Consider the following 19,151-nt stretch of genomic DNA (forward strand, 5'->3'; position numbering starts at 1 on the left):
GATCCCGACGAGCCTCGGGCCTCATGCCGCCGACTCGACGTGGTCGATCAGCGCGAGGGTGAGCAGCGCGAGACGATACCCCGGATCGTGATCGAGCGCGATCGCGCACCACGCGCGGGCGACGTCCGGGTCGTCCTCCCACCAGGCGATCACGGCGAGAGTCGCCGCCGGGGCCGCCGACAGCCGCGGCGGAGCGTGCTCGAGCACGGCGACGAGCAGGTCCGTCACCGCGTCGACGCGCCCGGGGTCCGGGGGCCGCGCAGGCCTCATCCCGGCGCCGAGCGCCCTCGCGACCGCGGCCGAGTCGCGGCCGGCGAGCGCGTCACGGACGGCTCGCGAGGCGCCCGGGATCAGCATCAGCAGCAGCGCGTCCCTCACCCGCACATCCGCGAGGGCCGCTGCGAGCCGCCCCAGGGGCGCGGGCCCGTCCGCGCCCTCGTCGAGCGCGACCCGCCAATGCCTCGCGGACGCGTCGCGCCAGGCCGCGGGATCCGCCGTGGCGCGGTCCTCCCAGCGCCGGGCCGCCCGCGACGCGAGCCTCCGTTCCCGCGCGGGCGCCCGGGAGGCCCCGGGGTCGCGTGCCACCGTCCACGCGGTCGGGCCTCCGGGCCGCACGGCCGGCACCGTGCGCCCACCCGGCGGGCAGCACGCCGGGTCCTCGCACGACGGGCAGTAGTAGCGACCGTCCGCCACCATCCACGTCTCGACCGCGGCGACCGTCTCCTCGAGCGCGGCCGCCGCGGTCGCGACGGCGAGGCAGCCGTCGACCTCGTCCGCGGCGTAGCCCACGACCACCGCGCGCCGCGCGCCCTCCTGCATGGCGAGGCGCGCGAGGTCGAGCGCCACGTCGTCGGCGACGTCGCTCATCAGGTCGCTCACGTCGAGCCGGAGGATGGCCCCGAGCGCCCCGCGTTCGCGCAGGAGCACCGTCACGACGCTCTCGCGCGGCTGGAAGCCCAGGATCGAGGGCAGGAGCGAGACCAGCTCGCCAGGTCCGGTGATCGTCGTCATGCGCCCAGGCTGTGCCGGCCACCCGGCGACGCGGCCAGGACCGCCCGCATCGGTGGACGATGCGGTGGGCGGGACGTACCGGGGACATCGGCCTCTCCCCCGCCCCTACGCTGGTCGCATGCGCACCGCCGAGGATCCCCGCCCCGAGATCGCCGACCGCACCGCGGACCTGCTCGCGTGGGCGGCTGCGGCCATGGCGCCCGCCGGCGTGGCCGCCGACGACATCGCGGCCCGCCTCGCCGCATCGTCCGAGGGCGGCAAGGCGTTCCGGGGGCGCCTGCTGCTCGCCGCCTTCGACGGCTGCGACGGGACGGACCGGGAGGCGGCCCTGGGCCTGGCCGCGGCGCTCGAGCTGTTCCAGACCGCCGCGCTCCTGCACGACGACGTCCTCGACGGCTCGGACACGCGCCGCGGGAGGCCCGCGGCCCACAAGGTGTTCGAGGCGCAGCATCGCGACGCGGGATGGCAGGGCGACGCCGCCGCCTACGGCCGCTCGGGGGCGATCCTCGCGGGCGACGTCGCGCTCATCGCCGCGCAGCGCGGCGCCACCCTGGCCGCTCGCCGTGCGGGCGACGGCGTCGCGGACCTCTTCGACGAGATGGCCGCGCTCGTCACGGCTGGGCAGCACCTCGACATGCGCGTCGCCGTGTCGCCGGTCGCCGCCCTGCCAGGCCTCCACGACGAGATCCGCACCATCATGCGCGCGAAGACCGCCTCGTACACCGCGGAGTTCCCGCTCGCGCTCGGCGCGGCCGCGGCGGGGGCGCCGGCCGCCACCGTCGCGGCGCTCCGCGCGGCGGGCCTCCCGCTCGGGATCGCCTTCCAGCTGCGCGACGACGTGCTGGGGCTCACGGGTGCGCCGGAGCGCACGGGCAAGCCCGTCGGCGACGATCTCCGCGAGGGCAAGCGCACGCTGCTCGTGTGGCATGGGGTCACCCACGGCAGCGGGGCGCAGCGCGACGCGGTGCTCGCGGTGCTCGGCCGCGCGGACGCCGGCGAGGACGAGATCCGGGCGGCGATCGACGCGGTCGCCGCCTCGGGAGCGCTCGACGCCGTGGAGGAGCAGATCGCGCTCGACGCGTCCCGCGCGCGGGACGCGCTCACCGCCGCGCTCCCGGATCCGGCGGCCGTGCTCGCCCTCGTGGGCGCCGCGGTGGACCGCAGCGCCTGACCCCTCCGCGAGGAGAGGGCTACAGCAGGGCCTGGGCCACCCGGCGCACGTGCGCGCGACGGCCCTGGCGCAGCGCCTCGAGCGGCGTCATGCCGAGCTCGGGCTCCTCCGCGAGCAGCCAGTCCGCGCACTCCGCGTCGTCCATCCCCGCGTCACGCAGCAGCGTGAGGGTGCCGCGCAGCGTCGCGATCACCTCGGGCCCCGCCTCGCCGTCGACGAGGACGTCGGCCGGGATCTGGAGAGTCTGCCGCTCGCCGCGACGGACGGCGAACAGGTGCCCCTCGCGGAGCATCTCGCGCACCTCGCTGGGCGTGGTGCCCAGCTGGTCGGCGAAGTCGGGAACGGTGAGCCAGGCGACGTCGGTCATGGCTCCAGGGTACTGATCCGCCCCTGCCCCCTTGCGACCGCGCGGCACCCCGGGTTACCGTCACATTTGTCACATCTGTCACACCAACCCCTTCTCTCACACCGGAGGTCCGCATGGCAGCGTCGACGACCCCCATCCCGGTCGGCCGGGCCGCCACCACGGCGGCGCTCGTCACGATGATCGGTCTCACCACCGCCGGCCCCGCGGCCGCCGACGAGCAGCACCGCGTCCGCGAGGGCGAGACCGTCTCGGATCTCGCGCACCGCTACGGCTCCACCATCCCGGCGATCGTGGCCGCGAACGACCTCGACGCGCGCGCGACCATCTACGTGGGCACCACCGTGACGATCCCCACGAAGAACGGGACGCAGGCGACGACCCGCACCACCACGACGCTGTCCGCGACGTACACGGTCAAGGCGGGCGACACGCTGTCGGAGATCGCGCACCGCCACGGCACCACCGTCGCGAAGCTGGCTCGCGCCAACAAGCTGGCCAACGCCGCGCTCATCTACCCGGGCCAGCGCCTCACCATCGGCGGCTCCGGCACGTCCGAGCAGACGTCCCCCGCCAGCAGCGGCGCCGCCACCACCTCGCGGAGCACGTACACGGTCGAGGCGGGCGACACCCTGTCGGAGATCGCGCACCGCCACGGCACCACCGTCGCGGCCCTCGCGCGCACCAACAAGCTCGCCAACGCCGCCTTCATCACCGTCGGCCAGCGCCTCACCATCCCCGGCACCACGACCACCGTCGCCAAGAAGACCACCACCACGACGAAGACGACCACGTCCGGCCGCTACACCGTCGAGGCGGGCGACACGCTGTCGGAGATCGCGCACCGCCACGGCACCACCGTCGCGGCCCTCGCGCGCACCAACAAGCTCGCCAACGCCGCCTTCATCACCGTCGGTCAGCGCCTCACCATCCCCGGCACCACGACCACCGTCGCCAAGAAGACCACCACCAAGAAGCCCGCGTCGGGCACCTACACGGTGAAGGCGGGAGACACGCTCTCCGCGATCGCGCAGCGCCACGGCACCACCGTCGCCGCGCTCGCCCGCACGAACTCGCTCGCGAACGCGTCGACGATCTACGTCGGCCAGCGCCTCACGGTGCCCGACGGCTCGCAGAGCTCGGGAGGCGGGACCACGTCCGGCCTGGTCGGAGACACGTTCGCGGGCCGCACCTACGCGAGCGACATCGTCGCCGCCGCGAACCGGAACAAGGCGACGCTGCTGGCCCGCTCGGTGCCGTCCCGCGACCAGATGCAGGCGCTCGTGGTGCGCACCGCGCGGGCGTACGGGGTCGACCCCGCGCTCGCCCAGGCGATCTCCTACCAGGAGTCCGGCTTCGACATGCGGGCGGTCTCCCCCGCCAACGCCGTCGGCGTCATGCAGGTCATCCCCACCTCCGGCGAGTGGGCCTCCGACATGGCCGGCCGCAGGCTCGACCTGCTCGACCCCGAGGACAACGTCACCGCCGGGATCCTGATCCTCCGGTACCTCACGCGCAGCTTCTCCAAGGTGGACGATGCGATCGCCGGGTACTACCAGGGCGCGGCGGCCGTGCGCGACCACGGCTACCACTCGGACACGGTCGGCTACGTCGCGAGCGTGAAGGCCCTGATGTCCCGCTTCCGGTGAGCGGGCCACCGGTGGGCGTCCCGCATCGTCCCCCGCCGGTACGGCGCGCCGCACGGGGACCGTCGGAGGTCCCGGCGGCGCCGCCTAGAATGAACCCCGTGTCCGACACCCTCACCGACCCGCTCCTCGGCCGCGTCATCGACGGCCGCTACGAGGTGCGCGAGCGCATCGCCGCGGGCGGCATGGCGACGGTGTACCTCGCCTTCGACCGTCGGCTCGAGAGGGACGTCGCGCTCAAGGTCATGCACCCGCACCTCGAGGTGGACCCCAACTCGCGCGAGTTCGTCGCGCGCTTCCGGCGCGAGGCCAAGGCCGCGGCGCGGCTCACCCACCCGGGCGTGGTGCGCGTCTACGACCAGGGCGTCGACCAGGACGTCTCCTACCTCACGATGGAGTTCGTCGACGGCGTGAACCTGCGCGAGCGGCTCGAGCTCGACGGCCCGATGTCGCTGCGTGAGGCGCTCACCACGCTCGAGCAGGTGCTCGACGCGCTCGCCTCCGCGCACCGGCAGGGCCTCGTCCACCAGGACGTCAAGCCCGAGAACGTGCTCATCGACGGCGAGGGCCGCCCGCGCGTCGCCGACTTCGGCCTCGCGCGCGCCGTCACCGAGGTGACGTCCAGCACGTCGGGCACCATCCTCGGGACGGTCGCCTACCTGGGACCGGAGCTCATCACCAGCGGCGTCTCGGACGCGCGCACCGACGTCTACGCCGCGGGCGTGCTCCTGTACGAGATGGTCACGGGCCGCCAGCCGCACACCGGCGCCACCGCGATCCAGGTCGCGACCAAGCACGTCCACGAGGACGTGCCGCCGCCGTCGAGCGTCGTCGCGTGGCTCCCGCCGGAGATCGACGAGCTGGTCGGGTCGCTCACCGCGCGCGAGCCCGCCGCACGCCCCCAGGACGCGGGCGAGGCGCTGCAGGACGTGCGACGGACGCTCACGATGCTCGACGACCCCACGCTGGACCGCCGCGCGGCGCCCCCGTCGGGATCCACCGCGGCGCTGCGCGACTCCGACGCCACGGCCGTCCTCGCGGCGACCCCCGCGGGCGCGACCGTCGCCCTGCCGATCGGGCTCGGGCATCCGTTCCCCTCGGTGGGCGCCGAGCTCGAGACCCTGCCCGACGACGACCCCGACGCCAAGGAGCCTGTGCGCACGGACCGTCGCGCCGGATGGTGGATCGCCGCGATCCTCGTCGCGGTGCTGGTCCTCGGCGGCGGCGGGGTGTGGTGGTACAACTCCATCGGCCCCGGCGCCTACACGACCGTGCCGTCCGTCGTCGACGAGACGCAGGCCAACGCCACGACCATCCTCGAGGGCGCCGGCCTCACCCCCGATGTCACCCGCGTCTTCGACGACGAGGTGGCCGAGGGCATCGTCATCGCGACGGACCCCAACGCGCAGGCGCGCATCATCGAGGGCGGCACCGTGGGCATCACGGTGTCCAAGGGCCCCCGCATGACCGACGTGCCCAAGCTCGTCGGGATGTCGCAGGACGCGGCGGAGGAAAGCCTCGCGGAGCTCGAGCTCCCGCTCGGCGACGTCACGACCGCGTACTCCGACACGGTGCCCGCGGGACAGGTGATGTCGGCCTCCGAGAAGGCCGGCGCGACGGTCCGCCACGACACCCCCATCGACCTCAAGGTCTCCGACGGCCCCGAGCCGATCACGTTCCCGGACGTCCGCGGGATGACCGAGGACGAGGCGACGGCCCTCCTCCAGGACGAGTACGCCCTCAACGTGGGCGTCGAGCATGCACGCACCAGCGAGGCGCCCGAGGGCGAGGTCTTCCAGCAGAGCCCCGAGGCCGGCGCCGCGGGCAACCGCCTCGACTCCATCACCATCACGGTGTCCGACGGCCCGCCGCTCGTGAGCGTCGGCGACTACGTCGGCATGGACGTCGACACCGCCGAGAAGGCCGCCAAGGACGCCGGGCTCAAGGTGAGCCTGTACCCCAAGTGGCCGTGGAGCTCGAAGGGGTCGGTCGTCGACCAGTCGCTGGTCCCCGGCGCCCAGGTCGAGCAGGACACCTCGCTCGTCCTCGTCTACAACTGATCCCCCGCATCGTCCCTCCCCGGGGGATGCGGAACGCCCCGCCCCGGCGGACCGGGACGGGGCGTCGTGGACGATGCGCGGGCTAGGCGAGCTCGTCGACGTCCTGAGACTTGCGCGCGTTGTGACGCGCGAGCAGGTCGGCCACGAGGAAGGCCATCTCCAGCGACTGCTGGTGGTTGAGGCGCGGGTCGACCTTGGTCTCGTAGCGCCGGGCCAGGCCCTCGTCGTCGATCCTCTCGGTGCCGCCGAGCACCTCGGTGACGTCGTCGCCGGTGAGCTCGACGTGCAGGCCGCCGGGAACCGTGCCCAGGGCCTCGTGCACCTCGAAGAAGCCGGTGACCTCATCGAGGATCGTGTCGAACTTGCGGGTCTTGTAGCCCGAGTCCGACGTGAACGTGTTGCCGTGCATGGGGTCGGTGAGCCACGTGACCGTGACGCCCGAGTCCCGCACGCCTTCGACGATGGACGGCAGCGCGTCTCGCACCTTGTCCGCGCCCATGCGGGCCACGAACGTGAGGCGCCCCGCGACGTTGTCCGGGTTGAGACGCTCGGCGAGCGCGACCGCGTCCGCCGCGGTGGCGGTCGGGCCCAGCTTCACCGCGAGCGGGTTGTGCACCTTCGACAGGAACTCGACGTGCGCGCCGTCGAGCTGACGGGTGCGCTCCCCGATCCACAGGAAGTGCGCCGAGCAGTCGTACGCGAGCCCCGAGCGCGAGTCGATGCGCGTGAGCGACCGCTCGTAGTCGAGCAGCAGCGCCTCGTGGCTCGAGAACAGCTCGACCGTCTTGAGCGCGTCGAAGTCGCCGCCCGCGGCCGCCATGAAGCGCACCGCCCGGTCGATCTCCTTGGCGAACTGCTCGTACTTGGCGTACGCGGGGTTCGCGGCGAATCCCTTGTTCCACTGGTGGACGCGGCGCAGGTCCGCGAAGCCGCCCTGGGTGAAGGCCCGGATGAGGTTGAGCGTCGACGCGGACACGTGGTACGCGTCGAGCAGGCGCTCCGGGTTCGGGACCCGCTCCTCCTCGGTGAAGCCCGAGGAGTTGACGATGTCGCCGCGGTACACGGGCAGCGTCACGCCGTCACGGGTCTCCGTGTCGGACGAGCGCGGCTTCGCGTACTGGCCCGCCATGCGCCCGATCTTCACCACCGGCGTCGAGGCGCCGTAGGTGAGGATCACGGCCATCTGCAGGATGGTCTTGATCTTGTTCCGGATGCGGTCGGCCGTGGCCTCCGCGAAGATCTCGGCACAGTCGCCGCCCTGGAGGACGAAAGCCTCGCCGCGGGACGCGGCGGCCAGCTGCGCGCGCAGCCGGTCCGCCTCGCCAGCGAACACCAGAGGGGGGACCTGCGTGAGACGGTCGGTCGCGCGTCGCAGCGCAGCGGTATCGGGCCACTGCGGCTGCTGCCTCGCCTCCTTGGAGAGGTACGAGTCGACGCCCGCCGCCGCCAGGGCAGCCTCGGTCATGTGATTACGCCTGTCCGATCGCCTCGAGGGTCTCGACGTACCACGGGGTCGCGGTGTCGAAGGGCTTGTGTCCGGCGATGCGCGGGAACGGGATCGCCTTGAGGCGGTCGCCGTCCTCCTCGTCGTGGCCGATGACGCCGGCCTCGCCGCGGAGGGCGCACTCGACCGCGTAGTCCGTCATCGACTTGATGAGGCGCAGGTCCTCGGCGTTGGCGGCCGCCGCACGCGAGAAGTAGCCCGACTTCTGGACCATGACCTTCTCGGCGCCCAGCTTCTCCGCGAACTGCTTCGCGAACCACTGGCCGGGGTTGATCTCGTCGAGGCGCACGTGGCCGAAGGGGTCGCGCTTGACCTCCTGGCCGGAGGCCTCCATCTCCGCGATGATCTCGGGCACGCCGGCGCCCTCCGACAGGAAGATGTTGACGTTGCCGACCTCGTCCATGACGGCGCGCAGGCGCGCGGCCTCGGCGTCGAGGTCGATCTTCGACTCGGGCACGTAGACGGCGTGGATGTCCCAGCGCTCCTTGGTGAGGCCGATGCCGGGCAGGAAGGTGCGGGTCTCGAGGTCCTCGCGGTACTTCATCGCGGCGGCGGCGGTGAGCCAGCCGCACGCACGGCCCATGACCTCGTGCACGATGAGCATGCGCGGGCCCGAGCGGTGCTCGCCGATGATGTTGCGGCCGAACTTCGCGGCCTCCTCGGCCGCGGTCCACGCGCCGAGCGACTGGCGGATCGGCACCACGTCGTTGTCGATGGTCTTGGGCAGACCCACGACGGTGAGGCCGTAGTCGTTCTCCGCGAGGTACGCGGCGAGGTCGGCGGCGGTCGTGTTGGTGTCGTCGCCGCCGATGGTGTGGAGGACGTCGACGCCGTCGGCCTTGAGCTGCTCCGCGGCGACCGCGAGCGGGTCCTGGCCCTCCTCGACGAGGCCGCGCTTGACGCAGTCCGCGACGTTGGTGAGCTTGACGCGCGAGTTGCCGATGGGCGAGCCGCCGAACTCGTGCAGCAGGCCGGCGTGCTTGCGGACCTCGTCGTCGATGACGGTCTTCTTGCCGAGCAGCAGGCCCCAGTAGCCGTGCTCATAGGCGATGATCTCCACCTCGGGAGCGATCTCGGTGTAGCGCTCGATCAGGCCACCCACGGCGGAGGAGAGGCAGGGAGCGAACCCACCTGCGGTCAGGAGGGCAACGCGGCGAACCGACATGACGGACCTTTCGTCGTTTGACTTGCGGATTTCGTGGTCATTCTAGGCGCGCGCGGATGCGCGCGGCACCGGGACGGGAGGCCTACGCCTCTGCCCCGAAGTCCTGCTGCTTCGAGAGCTCGCGCTTGACCTGGGCGGCGTCGCGGTCGACGTACTCCTGGCCGGACAGCTCGGCGATCGCCGCCATGATGCGGTCGGTCGCCTCGCGCAGCGCGGTGCGGTCGTCCTGGCGGCCGGCGAACTCGGCGAGATCGATCGGCGCGCCGATGCGCACGCCGATCGGGTGCCGCTTGGGCACCTTCTGACCGATGGGCTGCGCGATGTGGGTGTCGATCATCGCGACCGGGATCACCGGCGCCCCCGACTCGATGGCGAGGCGCGCGACGCCCGTCTTGCCGCGGTACAGGCGGCCGTCGGGGCTGCGCGTGCCCTCGGGGTAGATGCCGAGCAGCTCGCCGCCCTGCACCACCTGGAGGCCGGTGCGCAGCGCCGCCTCGGAGGCGCGGCCGCCGCCGCGGTGGACGGGGATGGTGCCAACGCCCTCCATGAACGCCTTGGTCGCGTAGCCCTTGGGCCCCTTGCCGGTGAAGTACTCCTCCTTGCCCAGGAACACCACCTTGCGCGAGATCACCACGGGCAGGAACACCGAGTCCGAGAACGACAGGTGGTTGGACGCGAGGATCGCGCCGCCCGTCTCCGGGATGTGCTGCTCGCCCTCGACGGACGGCTTGTAGACGCCCTTGAGCGCCGGGCCGAGGAGCACGTGCTTGAAGAGTCGGTAGTAGGTGTCGCTCATGGTGTCCTAGCGGTTCGCGGCGGCGAGGCGGGCGAGGTCGGCGGCGCCGACGATTCCGGCGTCGTTGCCCATCTGCGCGGGCACGATGGGGACGATGGGACGGTGACCGCGCGCGGGCAGGTTGTCCTCGAACGCGGCGCGGGCCGGGTGCAGCAGCAGGTCGCCGGCCGCGACCACGCCGCCGCCGATGACGAACAGCTCGGGGTCGAGCGCCGCCGCGAGGGACGCGGAGCCCTCGCCGATCCAGCGGCCGAGCTCGGCGAGCAGCTCGATGCCGAGCTCGTCGCCCTCCATCGCCGCCTCGGTGACCTGAGGGCCGTGGATGTCGATCGCGTTGCCGCCTGCGAGCTCGAGCAGGCGGGCCGCCCGCACCGGGCGCTCGAGCGCGGCACGGCGCGCCTCGCGCGTGAGCGCGGAGCCGGACGCGTACTGCTCCCAGCAGCCGCGGAGGCCGCAGCCGCACGGGTGACCGCCGGGCACCACGCGCAGGTGACCGAGCTCGGCGGCGAAGCCGTAGGCGCCGCGGACGAGCTTGCCGTCGACGACGAGCGCGGCGCCGAGCCCGGTGCCGATGGTGAGCAGCGCCATGTGCGCGACGTCGCGCGCGGCGCCGAAGGCGAACTCGGCCCACCCGGCCGCGTTCGCATCGTTCTCCACCACGACCGCGACGTCGTCGCGGCCCAGCAGGCGGCGGACGTTGTCGGCGAGCGGGTAGTCGCGCCACGCGATGTTCGGCGCGAAGAGCACGTGCTCCTGGTCGGACGACACGAAGCCGGCCGCCGCGAGGCCGACCGAGTGGAACTCGTGCTCGGCCGCGAGCTCCGCCACCGCATCGGCGATCGCGGCATCGATGCTCGCGGGGTCCTGCGGCTGGGTCTTGCGCTTGGTCTTCGCGATGATGGCGCCGTCCTCGTCGACCACACCGACGGCGATCTTGGTGCCGCCGATGTCTACGCCGATTGCATGCATGCTTCGTTGCCCTTCGAGGTGTCATGGGGGTCTGCGTCAAGGCTATCGTCTGTGACGAAGCCGCTACTGCCATGGGGGTCCCGAGGATGAGCCAGCCCGACCGCGCCGACTACGCGCCCAACATCGTCGCCCTCATCGCGGCAGGCTGGCGCGAGCGCGCCGACCGTGTGGTGATGCGCTACGCGGACGAGCAGGACCGCTGGATCGACGTCACCGGCGCGGAGGCGCAGGCGATGGTCGACGCGACGGCCAAGGGCCTGATCGCGCGCGGGGTCCAGCCGGGCCAGAGCGTCGGCATCATGGCGCGCACCCGCATCGAGTGGTCGATCCTCGATGTCGCGATCTGGACCGCGGGCGCGCTGCCGGTGCCCATCTACGACACCTCCTCCGCCTCGCAGATCGACTGGATCACCTCCGACGCGGACATCGCGCTGCTCGTGGTCGAGACCGAGGCGCACGCCGCGCTCGCACGCCAGGTGGCGCAGGACCCCGAGAGCCCCCTGCGCGAGGTCCTCGTCATCGACGACGGCTGCATGGACGAGCTCAAGACGGCGGGGGCCGGCATCCCCGACTCCGTCGTCGCCGAGCGCGCCTCGATCGCGACCCTCGACTCCCCCGCGACCATCGTCTACACGTCCGGCACCACCGGCCGCCCCAAGGGCGCGGTCCTCACGCACCTCAACTTCGTGCGCCACACCTACGGCATCCAGGAGGAGCTGGACGACGTGCTGCTGTTCGACGGCGCGAGCACGGTGCTGTTCCTCACGCTCGCGCACTCGCTCGCGCGGCTCGTCGAGGTGGTGCTGCTCGCCTCGGGCACGGTCATCGGCTACTGCCCCGACTCGCGCAAGCTCGTGCCCTACTTCGCGAGCTTCCAGCCCACGCTCATCCTCGCCGTCCCGCGCGTGTTCGAGAAGGTCTACAACTCGGCGGAGCAGAAGGCCGCGGAGGGCGGCAAGGTCAAGATCTTCCGGTGGGCCGCGAAGCAGTCGATCGACTACTCGCGTGCGCTCGCCTCCCCGGGCGGGCCCTCGTTCGCCCTCAAGGCGCGTCACGCGATCGCGGACCGGCTGGTGCTCGCGAAGATCCGCGCGGTGCTCGGCGGCCGCGCGCGGCACGCGATCTCGGGCTCCGCGCCGCTGGGCGACCGGCTGGGCCACTTCTACAACGGGCTCGGTCTGCAGGTGCTCGAGGGCTACGGCCTCACCGAGGTCACCGCGGCGTCGCACGTCAACCGCACCCGCCTGTCGAAGATCGGCTCCGTCGGCCCGGCGCTGCCCGGCTTCGAGGTCGAGATCGCCGACGACGGCGAGATCCTCATGCGCGGCGACATGCTCTTCTCGGGCTACCACCGCAACGCCGAGGCGACCGCCCAGGCGATGGAGGGAGGCTGGTTCCACACCGGCGACATCGGCCGCCTCGACGACGAGGGATACCTCTACATCACCGGCCGCAAGAAGGAGATCATCGTCACCGCGGGCGGCAAGAACGTGGCCCCGGCGGTGCTCGAGGACCGCCTGCGCGGCTACGCGCTCGTGAGCCAGTGCGTGGTCGTCGGCGACGGCAAGCCGTTCATCGGCGCGCTCCTCACGCTCGACGCGGAGGCGCTCCCCGGCTGGCTCAAGGCGCACGGGCTGCCCGAGATGACGGTGGCCGAGGCGGCGTCGGACCCGGTGGTGCTCGAGCACCTCGAGAAGGCCGTGAGCAGGGCGAACGGTGCCGTGTCGCGCGCCGAGTCGATCCGCAAGTGGGAGGTGCTCGCCGACGACTTCACCGTCGACAACGGCTACCTCACCCCCTCGCTCAAGCTCAAGCGCGCCCAGGTGCTGCGCGACTTCGCCGAGGACATCGAGGCGCTGTACGCGCCCGCCCCGCGCTGACGTCACGCGGTGCCGGATGCCCCGCGGCCTGGGGACACCATCGCGGGTGGCACCACAAGTCGGGGCTGGTGGGGACGATGCGGCGGCTCGCAGCCTGGTGGCACCACCTACCCCGGAGGTCACCATGACTGCCACCCTCGCCAGCATCCACGCCGGCCCCAGCATCCATCGCACCGTCGTGCGCGTCGCCCCGCCCGTGGGCGCACGGTTCCCGCGCCGCCACCTGCCGCCCGCGACCGCGGAGCGCCTCACCCGTACCCGCGCCGTGCCGGCGCGACCGATCGGCGCACGCTTCCCGCGCCTCTCCCCCGAGCAGCGCTCCGAGCTGCGGCTCGTGGAGGTCCCCTCGTCCGGAACGCCGCACCGCGCCGTCGGCGCCCGCTTCCCTCGCGCGTGACTCCCCCACCCGACGTCCTCGCCACGACGCCCGCCCCGACCCCGGTCGAGGCGGGCGTCGGCGCGTCCGGCGCGGGTGCACCGGGTGCGCCGGATACACACCGGACCCGCCGGTCGCCCGCGCCGACGCCGAGGTCCTCCAGGCACGGGGTGCCGCATGCCCCTCACCCGGGGGGCACCCGTCCGGGTGGCACCACAACTCGGGGCTGGTCGGACAAATCGGACAGGAACAGCATGGTGGCGAATCCATCCCCGGAGGAACCCATCATGTCCGTGTCCATGCCCGCGCTCGGCGCCCCGACCGCCGCCCGCACCCTCACCACCCCGACCCTTCGCAGCACGCTCGCCGGCTCGACCCTCGACGCCGGCCTCGACGACCTCGCCGCGCTCCTCGACGGCGAGGTCGTCCGCCCGTCCGACCCCGACTGGGACGCCGCACGCGCCGCGTGGCAGCTGGGCGTCGACCAGCGGCCGGTCGCCGTGGTCCTCGCCCGCTCCGAGGCGGACGTCGCCCGCACCCTGCGCCTCGCCGCCCGCATGGACCTCCGCGTCGCACCCCAGGGCACCGGCCACGGCGCGGTCGCGCTCGGCGATCTCGAGGGCGCGATCCTGCTCCGCACCGCGGCGCTGTCGTACGTCGTGATCGACCCCGAGCAGCGCACCGCGACGGTCGGCGCGGGGGCGACGTGGGGCGACGTGCTCGACGCGTCCGCCCCGCACGGGCTCGCGGGCCTGTCCGGCTCGTCGCGCACCGTCGGCGTCGTCGGCTACTGCCTCGGCGGCGGCCTCGGCTGGCTCGGGCGCCTCCACGGCCTCGGCGCCGGCTCGATCCTGTCCGCACGCGTCGCGCTGCCCGGCGGCGCCGTCGTGGTCGCCTCGCCCGCCGAGCACGCCGACCTCTGGTGGGCGCTGCGCGGCGGTGGCGGCACGGGCGTGGTGACGGAGCTCACCGTGCGCCTGTACGACGTGCCCCGCCTCACCGCGGGCAGCCTGTGGTGGCCGCGCGAGCGCGCCGCCGAGGTGCTCAAGGCGTGGGCCCGCATGCTTCCCTCGCTGCCCCGCGAGATCACGTCGACGGCCCGGGTCCTGCGGTTCCCCGACCTCGAGGAGCTGCCTGCGGCGATCCGCGGCGGCACCTTCGTGCTGGTGCAGGCCGCGGTGGTCGGCTCCGCCGAGCTCGCGGACCGCCTGCTCGCGCCGCTGCGCACGCTCGACCCGATCATCGACGACGTCGCCCCTTCCGGCCTCGAGGTGCTCGGCCGGCTCGCGATGGACCCGCCGGACCCGTCGGCGGGCATCGTCGAGGGCGCGGTGCTCTCGTCGCTCGACGACGACGCCGTGGACGCCTGGCTCGAGGCGATCGACGGCCCGCAGTGCGCGGGCGTCGTCGCCGCCGACCTGCGGCACCTCGGCGGCGCGCTCGCCGTCGGCGAGGGACGCGACGCGGCCCTCACCGGCCTCGACGGCGTGGTCGCCGCCGTCGCGATCGCGCCGGTCACCCCCGTGGCGACGCTCGAGCAGACCGCCGCGATGGTCGACGCGGCGCTCGCCGCCCTCGGCCCGTGGGTGAGCGACCAGCAGTACGCCAACTTCGTCGAGCGGCCCGTCGAGGAGCGCACCCTCGTGGGCGTGGCGGTGGACCGTCTCGACACCGTCAGGATGACCTACGACCCGGACGGCACCATCCTCCGTCGCCACGGCGCCGGACGCTGACGGCGCGAGCCGTCCGCACAGGGGCGCGCCGGCGGGATCCCCCTCCCCCGGCGCGCTCCCGCGCGCGGGGCGGCGCCTCGGCTCGCCCGAGATCAGCCGGCCCGGGGCGGATGCACGAGCCGCAGCGGTGGCACGAGCCCACCCGCGGACAGCGCGTCGAGCGCGCTGGCCTGGTCGTCGTCGAGCTCGACGCGCGAGCGGTCCGATGGCCTCACCTCGATGGTCAGGAACGAGACGACGCAGTCGCCGCAGCCCCGGCCACGCATCTCGCATGAATCGCAGTCGATCAGCATCCCGCTGCCCTCCCGTCGTCTCCGCCACGGCCCTGGCGCCGCGCGCATCGTGCTTCCCACGACGTCTCCCACGCTAGGGAGGGGGTCTGACATCGCAATGTGATGCCTGGTCCGATCCCCTTCTGGACGGCGGTCGGCGTGGCTGTCGGAGGGCTGACGTACCGTCGTCGGCATGACCGGGCCCTCCTCCACCGTCGAGCAGCTCCTGCATCAGCAGCGCTCGTTCGAGGACGTCGGCGAGCCGCTGCACCGCACCACCTTCGTCGTGGTCGACCTCGAGACCACCGGGACGTCACCGGGCACGGCGCGCATCACGGAGATCGGCGCGGTGAAGACCCGCGGCGGCGAGGTGGTCGGCGAGTTCCAGACCCTCGTCGACCCCGGCATGCCTATCCCGCCGATGATCGTCGCGCTCACCGGCATCACCGACGCGATGCTCGTCGCGGCCCCTCGGATCGAGACCGTCCTCCCGTCGTTCCTCGAGTTCCTGGGCGACGCGGTCCTCGTGGCCCACAACGCCCCGTTCGACACGGGCTTCCTCCGCGCGGCGTGCAAGGAGCACGGATACCGGTGGCCGGGCAACCAGGTGGTCGACACCGTCACCCTCGCCCGGCGTGCCACCACCAAGGAGGAGGCGCCCAACAAGAAGCTCTCGACCCTGGCGCGGGTCTTCGGCACCGTGGTCGAGCCCAACCACCGCGCGCTCGAGGACGCGCGCGCCACGTCGGAGATCCTTCACAAGATGCTCGAGCGCATCGCGGCGTTCGGCATCACCCACCGCGAGGATCTCGACGCGCTGCGCAACCCCATGCCCGAGGCGATCCGGAAGAAGGCGTCGATGGCGGAGGGCGTGCCCGCCAAGCCCGGCGTGTACACGTTCCGCGGGCCGCGCGGCGAGCGCCTGTACGTCGGCACGTCCAAGAACCTGCGCGCGCGCGTGAAGTCGTACTTCACCACCGGGGAGCAGCGCCGCTCGATCCGCGAGATGCTCGAGCTCGCCGTCGGGGTCGACACGATCGTGTGCGCGACGGAGCTCGAGGCGAACGTGCGGGAGGTGCGGCTCATCGCGGAGCATCGGCCCCGCTACAACCGTCGCTCCTCCCGCCCGGAGCGGACGCCGTGGGTACGCCTCACGGACGAGCGCTACCCGCGGCTGGTCGTCTCCCGCTCGGTCGCCGGTCCCGAGGGCGCGCTCGGCCCCATGCGCTCCGGCTCGGACGCGCGGCTCGCGATCGAGGTGCTGCAGGGGGCGCTCGGCGTCCGGACCTGCACCACGCGCCTGCCGATCACGCCTCGTGCCAACGCCCGCGCGTGCCTGCTCAAGGATCTCGGCGCCTGCGCCGCGCCGTGCGTGCGCGGGGCCGAGTCGGGCTACGACGCCACCGCATCGTCCGCGCGCGACGCGCTGCGCGAGGACCCGACCCCGGTGGTGTCGGCGCTGGAGCGCCAGATCGGCGAGCGCGCGGAGGCGCTCGACTACGAGCGAGCCGCCGAGCTGCGCGACGGCGTCAGCGCCGTGATCGACGGCGCCATGCGGGCACAGCGCCTGGCGTCGCTCGCACGCTGCGCGATCGTCGCCGTGCGGCGCGTCGGCGAAGGCTGGGACGTGGCGGCGTTCCGCGCCGGCGCGATGGTCGGCACCGAGCGGGTGACCGAGGGCGTGTGGGACGCGGCCGACCGGCTGCGCGCGCGCACCACCGACCTGGGACTCGAGGAGGAGGTGCTCGTCGAGGAGCGCGAGCTCGTGTCACGGTGGATCGAGACGCCCGGCACCCGCCTGCTGTACGTGGACGGCGAGTGGTCGAGCCCGGTCGCGGGCGCGGGCCGCCACGCGCGATGGGTCGCGGCGCGGCGCGCCGACCGCGAGGCGCGGCCGGTGATCCGGGGCGCCCAGGGCTGAGCCCGCGAGGCCGTCATGCGGGTCAGGCCTGGGTCGCGGCGATCCAGCGGTCGAGCAGGTCGGAAGCGGCGCCGGAGTCGATCGCGCGCGCCGCGTGCCCCATGCCCGCCTGGAAGCGCTCGACGAGGGTGCCGCTCGCGGTGCCGGGCAACGTCGCATCCGCGACGAGGCCGGCGGCGGCGTTCAGCACCACGGTGTCGCGCACGGGTCCGGTCGCGCCCGCGAGGACGTCGCGGACCACGGCCGCGTTCTCGTCCGCGTCGCCGCCGCGCAGATCGTCGAGGACGATGCGGTCCAGCCCCAGGTCGCCGACCGGGTCGAGACGCAGCTCCGTCACTCCGCCGCCGCGCACCTCCCAGACGGTGGCGGCGCCGGTGGGGGCCAGCTCATCGAGACCGTCGTCCCCGTGGAAGACGAGCGCCTCGCGGCCCTGCGACGCCACCACGCCCGCGAGCACGGGCGACACACGCAGCGAGGACGAGCCGATCGCGGTCGCCTGCGGCTGCGCGGGGTTCGTGAGCGGGCCGAGGATGTTGAACGTGGTCGGGATGCCCAGCTCCTTGCGGATGGGCATCGCGAAGCGCATCGAGGGGTGGAAGACCTGCGCGAAGCAGAACGTGATGCCGACCTCGGTCGCCAGCTCCTTGACGCGCTCGACCGGCAGGTCGAGGCGAACGCCGAGCGCCCCCAGCACGTCCGCGGACCCGGACTTCGACGTCGCCGCCCGGTTGCCGTGCTTCACGACGGTCGGCCCGGCGCCCGCGATGACGATCGACGCCATGGTCGAGATGTTGACGGTGTGCGCGCCGTCGCCGCCCGTGCCGACGATGTCGACGGTGCGGCCGGGCACCTCGAACCGGATCGCGTGGGCGAGCATCGCCGCGGCGAGCCCCTCGACCTCCGCCGGGGTCTCGCGCTTGACGCGCAGCGCCGCGAGGAACGCGCCCATCGCGACGGGCGAGGCGCTGTCGGTGAGCACCTGGTCCATGACGGCAGCGGTCTCCGCGGCCGTGAGGTCCTCGTGCTCGACGAGGCGCGCGAGCAGGTCCTGAAGCGTCGCCATCGTCGCGTGCCTCAGGCGGTCGCGGGCGCGAAGAACGAGTCGACCGCGTCGCGCACGACGAACGGGTCGAGCGGGTGGGACACCGCCGCATCGGCCTCCGACCACGTGGCGAGCCACGCGTCGCCGGGCCGGCCCACGAGGAGCAGGATCGGCGGGCACACGAACAGCTCGTGCCTCATCTGCCGTGCGACGGCCATGCCGCCGACCTTGGCGGCCTCGCCGTCGAGGATGACGAGGTCGAAGGCGTTGCGGTCGAGCTGCTCGGTCACCGCGGCGTGCGTGGCGGTCTCGGTCCACTCGATGGGCCGGCCGTGCGTGGTCGGGCCGACCGCGAAGCGCACCTTCTCGCGCACGTTGCGATCGTCGCTGTACAGGAGGATGCGAGCCTTGCGGACGTCGACGTCCCCGGACTCGTGCTTGACCACGTCGCTCATGGCGCCCATTCTGGCACGACACCTGGGAAGGTCCGCCCCACGCGGGCACCCGAACGGACATCTCGGGCGCGCCCCGGGAACACGCGGCCGCGCCCGGCCGTTGGATGGTGAGTCCCGGGTGCTCCGTACGCTTTAATGGGACCTATGTCCCACGCCACGACTGCGCCGTCGCCCATCCACGCGACCCGGCCCAATCAGGTAGCCGTCGGCACCATCGTGTGGCTGAGCTCCGAGCTGATGTTCTTCGCGGGTCTGTTCGCGATGTACTTCACGCTGCGAGCTCAGGTTCCCGAGGTCTGGGCCGACAAGACCGAGCTGCTGAACATCCCCTTCGCCCTCGCCAACACCACGATCCTGGTGCTGTCCTCCTTCACCGCCCAGGCGGGCGTGTGGGCGGCAGAGCGCTACCAGCGCCGCCGCACCGGGAAGCTGTACCAGTTCAAGGGCTGGGGCATGCACGAGTGGTTCGTGCTCACCTACATCATGGGCTCGGTGTTCATCGCCGGCCAGGTGTACGAGTACGCGATGCTCATCTCCGAAGGCCTCACCATCTCGTCCAGCCCGTACGGCTCGGTCTTCTACCTCACCACCGGCTTCCACGGCCTGCACGTCCTCGGCGGCCTCATCGCCATGCTGTTCGTGCTCGCGCGCTCGTTCGCGGCCAAGAAGTTCGGCACGCACGAGGCCACGACCACGATCGTCGTCTCGTACTACTGGCACTTCGTCGACGTGGTGTGGATCGCGCTGTTCGCCGTGATCTACCTGATCCAGTAAAGGGCTGATCAT

At 73.1% G+C, this 19,151-nt stretch carries 17 protein-coding genes; 8 read left to right on the forward strand and 9 right to left on the reverse strand.

All coding sequences use genetic code 11. The features are described from left to right. Positions 1 to 21 precede the first annotated feature (21 nt). Positions 22 to 1,011, reverse strand: coding sequence for a DUF4192 domain-containing protein (locus tag QQX09_RS01815; RefSeq protein WP_301130986.1), 990 nt, complete (start codon positions 1,009 to 1,011; stop codon positions 22 to 24). Positions 1,012 to 1,129: 118 nt separating this feature from the next. On the opposite strand from QQX09_RS01815, the gene QQX09_RS01820 reads away from it, so the two are divergent. After that, a complete protein-coding gene (locus tag QQX09_RS01820) occupies positions 1,130 to 2,182 on the forward strand; it encodes a polyprenyl synthetase family protein (RefSeq protein WP_301130987.1) in 1,053 nt (350 codons plus the stop codon). 19 nt (positions 2,183 to 2,201) lie between these two features. Here QQX09_RS01820 and QQX09_RS01825 read toward each other — a convergent pair whose 3' ends face one another. Then, on the reverse strand, positions 2,202 to 2,549 hold the full coding sequence (locus QQX09_RS01825) for an Rv2175c family DNA-binding protein (protein WP_301130988.1): 348 nt from the start codon (positions 2,547 to 2,549) through the stop codon (positions 2,202 to 2,204). 113 nt (positions 2,550 to 2,662) lie between these two features. Here QQX09_RS01825 and QQX09_RS01830 point away from each other — a divergent pair, with 113 nt between their 5' ends. Both QQX09_RS01830 and pknB read left to right on the forward strand, forming a co-directional pair. Next, the gene (locus QQX09_RS01830) at positions 2,663 to 4,195 is read left to right on the forward strand and encodes a LysM peptidoglycan-binding domain-containing protein (RefSeq protein WP_301130989.1); all 1,533 of its coding nucleotides are present in this window, start codon (positions 2,663 to 2,665) and stop codon (positions 4,193 to 4,195) included. Between the two features lie 98 nt (positions 4,196 to 4,293). Further along, positions 4,294 to 6,252 carry a Stk1 family PASTA domain-containing Ser/Thr kinase gene (gene pknB, locus QQX09_RS01835; RefSeq protein ID WP_301130990.1) on the forward strand — a complete coding sequence of 653 codons (1,959 nt, stop codon included), beginning with the start codon at positions 4,294 to 4,296 and terminating at the stop codon, positions 6,250 to 6,252. Positions 6,253 to 6,334: 82 nt separating this feature from the next. Here pknB and QQX09_RS01840 read toward each other — a convergent pair whose 3' ends face one another. The 4 genes from QQX09_RS01840 to QQX09_RS01855 all read right to left on the reverse strand — a co-directional run bounded on the left by QQX09_RS01840 (position 6,335) and on the right by QQX09_RS01855 (position 10,686). Next, positions 6,335 to 7,717, reverse strand: coding sequence for a class II 3-deoxy-7-phosphoheptulonate synthase (locus QQX09_RS01840; protein ID WP_301130991.1), 1,383 nt, complete (start codon positions 7,715 to 7,717; stop codon positions 6,335 to 6,337). A gap of 4 nt (positions 7,718 to 7,721) precedes the next feature. Continuing rightward, on the reverse strand, positions 7,722 to 8,921 hold the full coding sequence (locus QQX09_RS01845; RefSeq protein ID WP_301130992.1) for a pyrophosphate--fructose-6-phosphate 1-phosphotransferase: 1,200 nt from the start codon (positions 8,919 to 8,921) through the stop codon (positions 7,722 to 7,724). Between the two features lie 82 nt (positions 8,922 to 9,003). After that, the gene (locus QQX09_RS01850) at positions 9,004 to 9,717 is read right to left on the reverse strand and encodes a lysophospholipid acyltransferase family protein (RefSeq protein WP_301130993.1); all 714 of its coding nucleotides are present in this window, start codon (positions 9,715 to 9,717) and stop codon (positions 9,004 to 9,006) included. A gap of 6 nt (positions 9,718 to 9,723) precedes the next feature. Beyond that, on the reverse strand, positions 9,724 to 10,686 hold the full coding sequence (locus QQX09_RS01855; protein WP_301130994.1) for an ROK family glucokinase: 963 nt from the start codon (positions 10,684 to 10,686) through the stop codon (positions 9,724 to 9,726). A gap of 86 nt (positions 10,687 to 10,772) precedes the next feature. Here QQX09_RS01855 and QQX09_RS01860 point away from each other — a divergent pair, with 86 nt between their 5' ends. The 3 genes from QQX09_RS01860 to QQX09_RS01870 all read left to right on the forward strand — a co-directional run bounded on the left by QQX09_RS01860 (position 10,773) and on the right by QQX09_RS01870 (position 14,675). After that, positions 10,773 to 12,566, forward strand: a complete 1,794-nt coding sequence (locus QQX09_RS01860; RefSeq protein WP_301130995.1) for an AMP-dependent synthetase/ligase — start codon at positions 10,773 to 10,775, stop codon at positions 12,564 to 12,566. A 124-nt stretch (positions 12,567 to 12,690) separates the two neighbouring features. Further along, positions 12,691 to 12,963 (forward strand): hypothetical protein, encoded by a 273-nt coding sequence (locus QQX09_RS01865; RefSeq protein WP_301130996.1) that lies wholly within the window; start codon positions 12,691 to 12,693, stop codon positions 12,961 to 12,963. Between the two features lie 266 nt (positions 12,964 to 13,229). Further along, positions 13,230 to 14,675, forward strand: a complete 1,446-nt coding sequence (locus QQX09_RS01870; RefSeq protein ID WP_301130997.1) for an FAD-binding oxidoreductase — start codon at positions 13,230 to 13,232, stop codon at positions 14,673 to 14,675. A gap of 92 nt (positions 14,676 to 14,767) precedes the next feature. On the opposite strand, the gene QQX09_RS01875 is transcribed toward QQX09_RS01870, so the two are convergent. Further along, positions 14,768 to 14,968 (reverse strand): hypothetical protein, encoded by a 201-nt coding sequence (locus tag QQX09_RS01875; protein ID WP_301130998.1) that lies wholly within the window; start codon positions 14,966 to 14,968, stop codon positions 14,768 to 14,770. A gap of 172 nt (positions 14,969 to 15,140) precedes the next feature. Here QQX09_RS01875 and QQX09_RS01880 point away from each other — a divergent pair, with 172 nt between their 5' ends. Next, positions 15,141 to 16,868, forward strand: coding sequence for a DEDD exonuclease domain-containing protein (locus tag QQX09_RS01880; RefSeq protein ID WP_301130999.1), 1,728 nt, complete (start codon positions 15,141 to 15,143; stop codon positions 16,866 to 16,868). Between the two features lie 22 nt (positions 16,869 to 16,890). Here the strand turns inward: QQX09_RS01880 and trpD are convergent, their stop codons facing one another. Together trpD and QQX09_RS01890 are read right to left on the reverse strand one after the other, a co-directional pair. After that, positions 16,891 to 17,931 carry an anthranilate phosphoribosyltransferase gene (gene trpD / locus QQX09_RS01885; RefSeq protein ID WP_301131000.1) on the reverse strand — a complete coding sequence of 347 codons (1,041 nt, stop codon included), beginning with the start codon at positions 17,929 to 17,931 and terminating at the stop codon, positions 16,891 to 16,893. 11 nt (positions 17,932 to 17,942) lie between these two features. Then, entirely contained in the window at positions 17,943 to 18,365 is a 423-nt protein-coding gene (locus QQX09_RS01890; protein WP_301131001.1) for a response regulator, read from the reverse strand. 144 nt (positions 18,366 to 18,509) lie between these two features. Here QQX09_RS01890 and ctaE point away from each other — a divergent pair, with 144 nt between their 5' ends. Continuing rightward, a complete protein-coding gene (ctaE, locus tag QQX09_RS01895; protein ID WP_436969033.1) occupies positions 18,510 to 19,139 on the forward strand; it encodes an aa3-type cytochrome oxidase subunit III in 630 nt (209 codons plus the stop codon). The last annotated feature ends 12 nt before the right edge of the window (positions 19,140 to 19,151 follow it).

The sequence above is a fragment of the Demequina litoralis genome, assembly GCF_030418455.1.
Classification (GTDB): Bacteria; Actinomycetota; Actinomycetes; order Actinomycetales; family Demequinaceae; genus Demequina; species Demequina litoralis.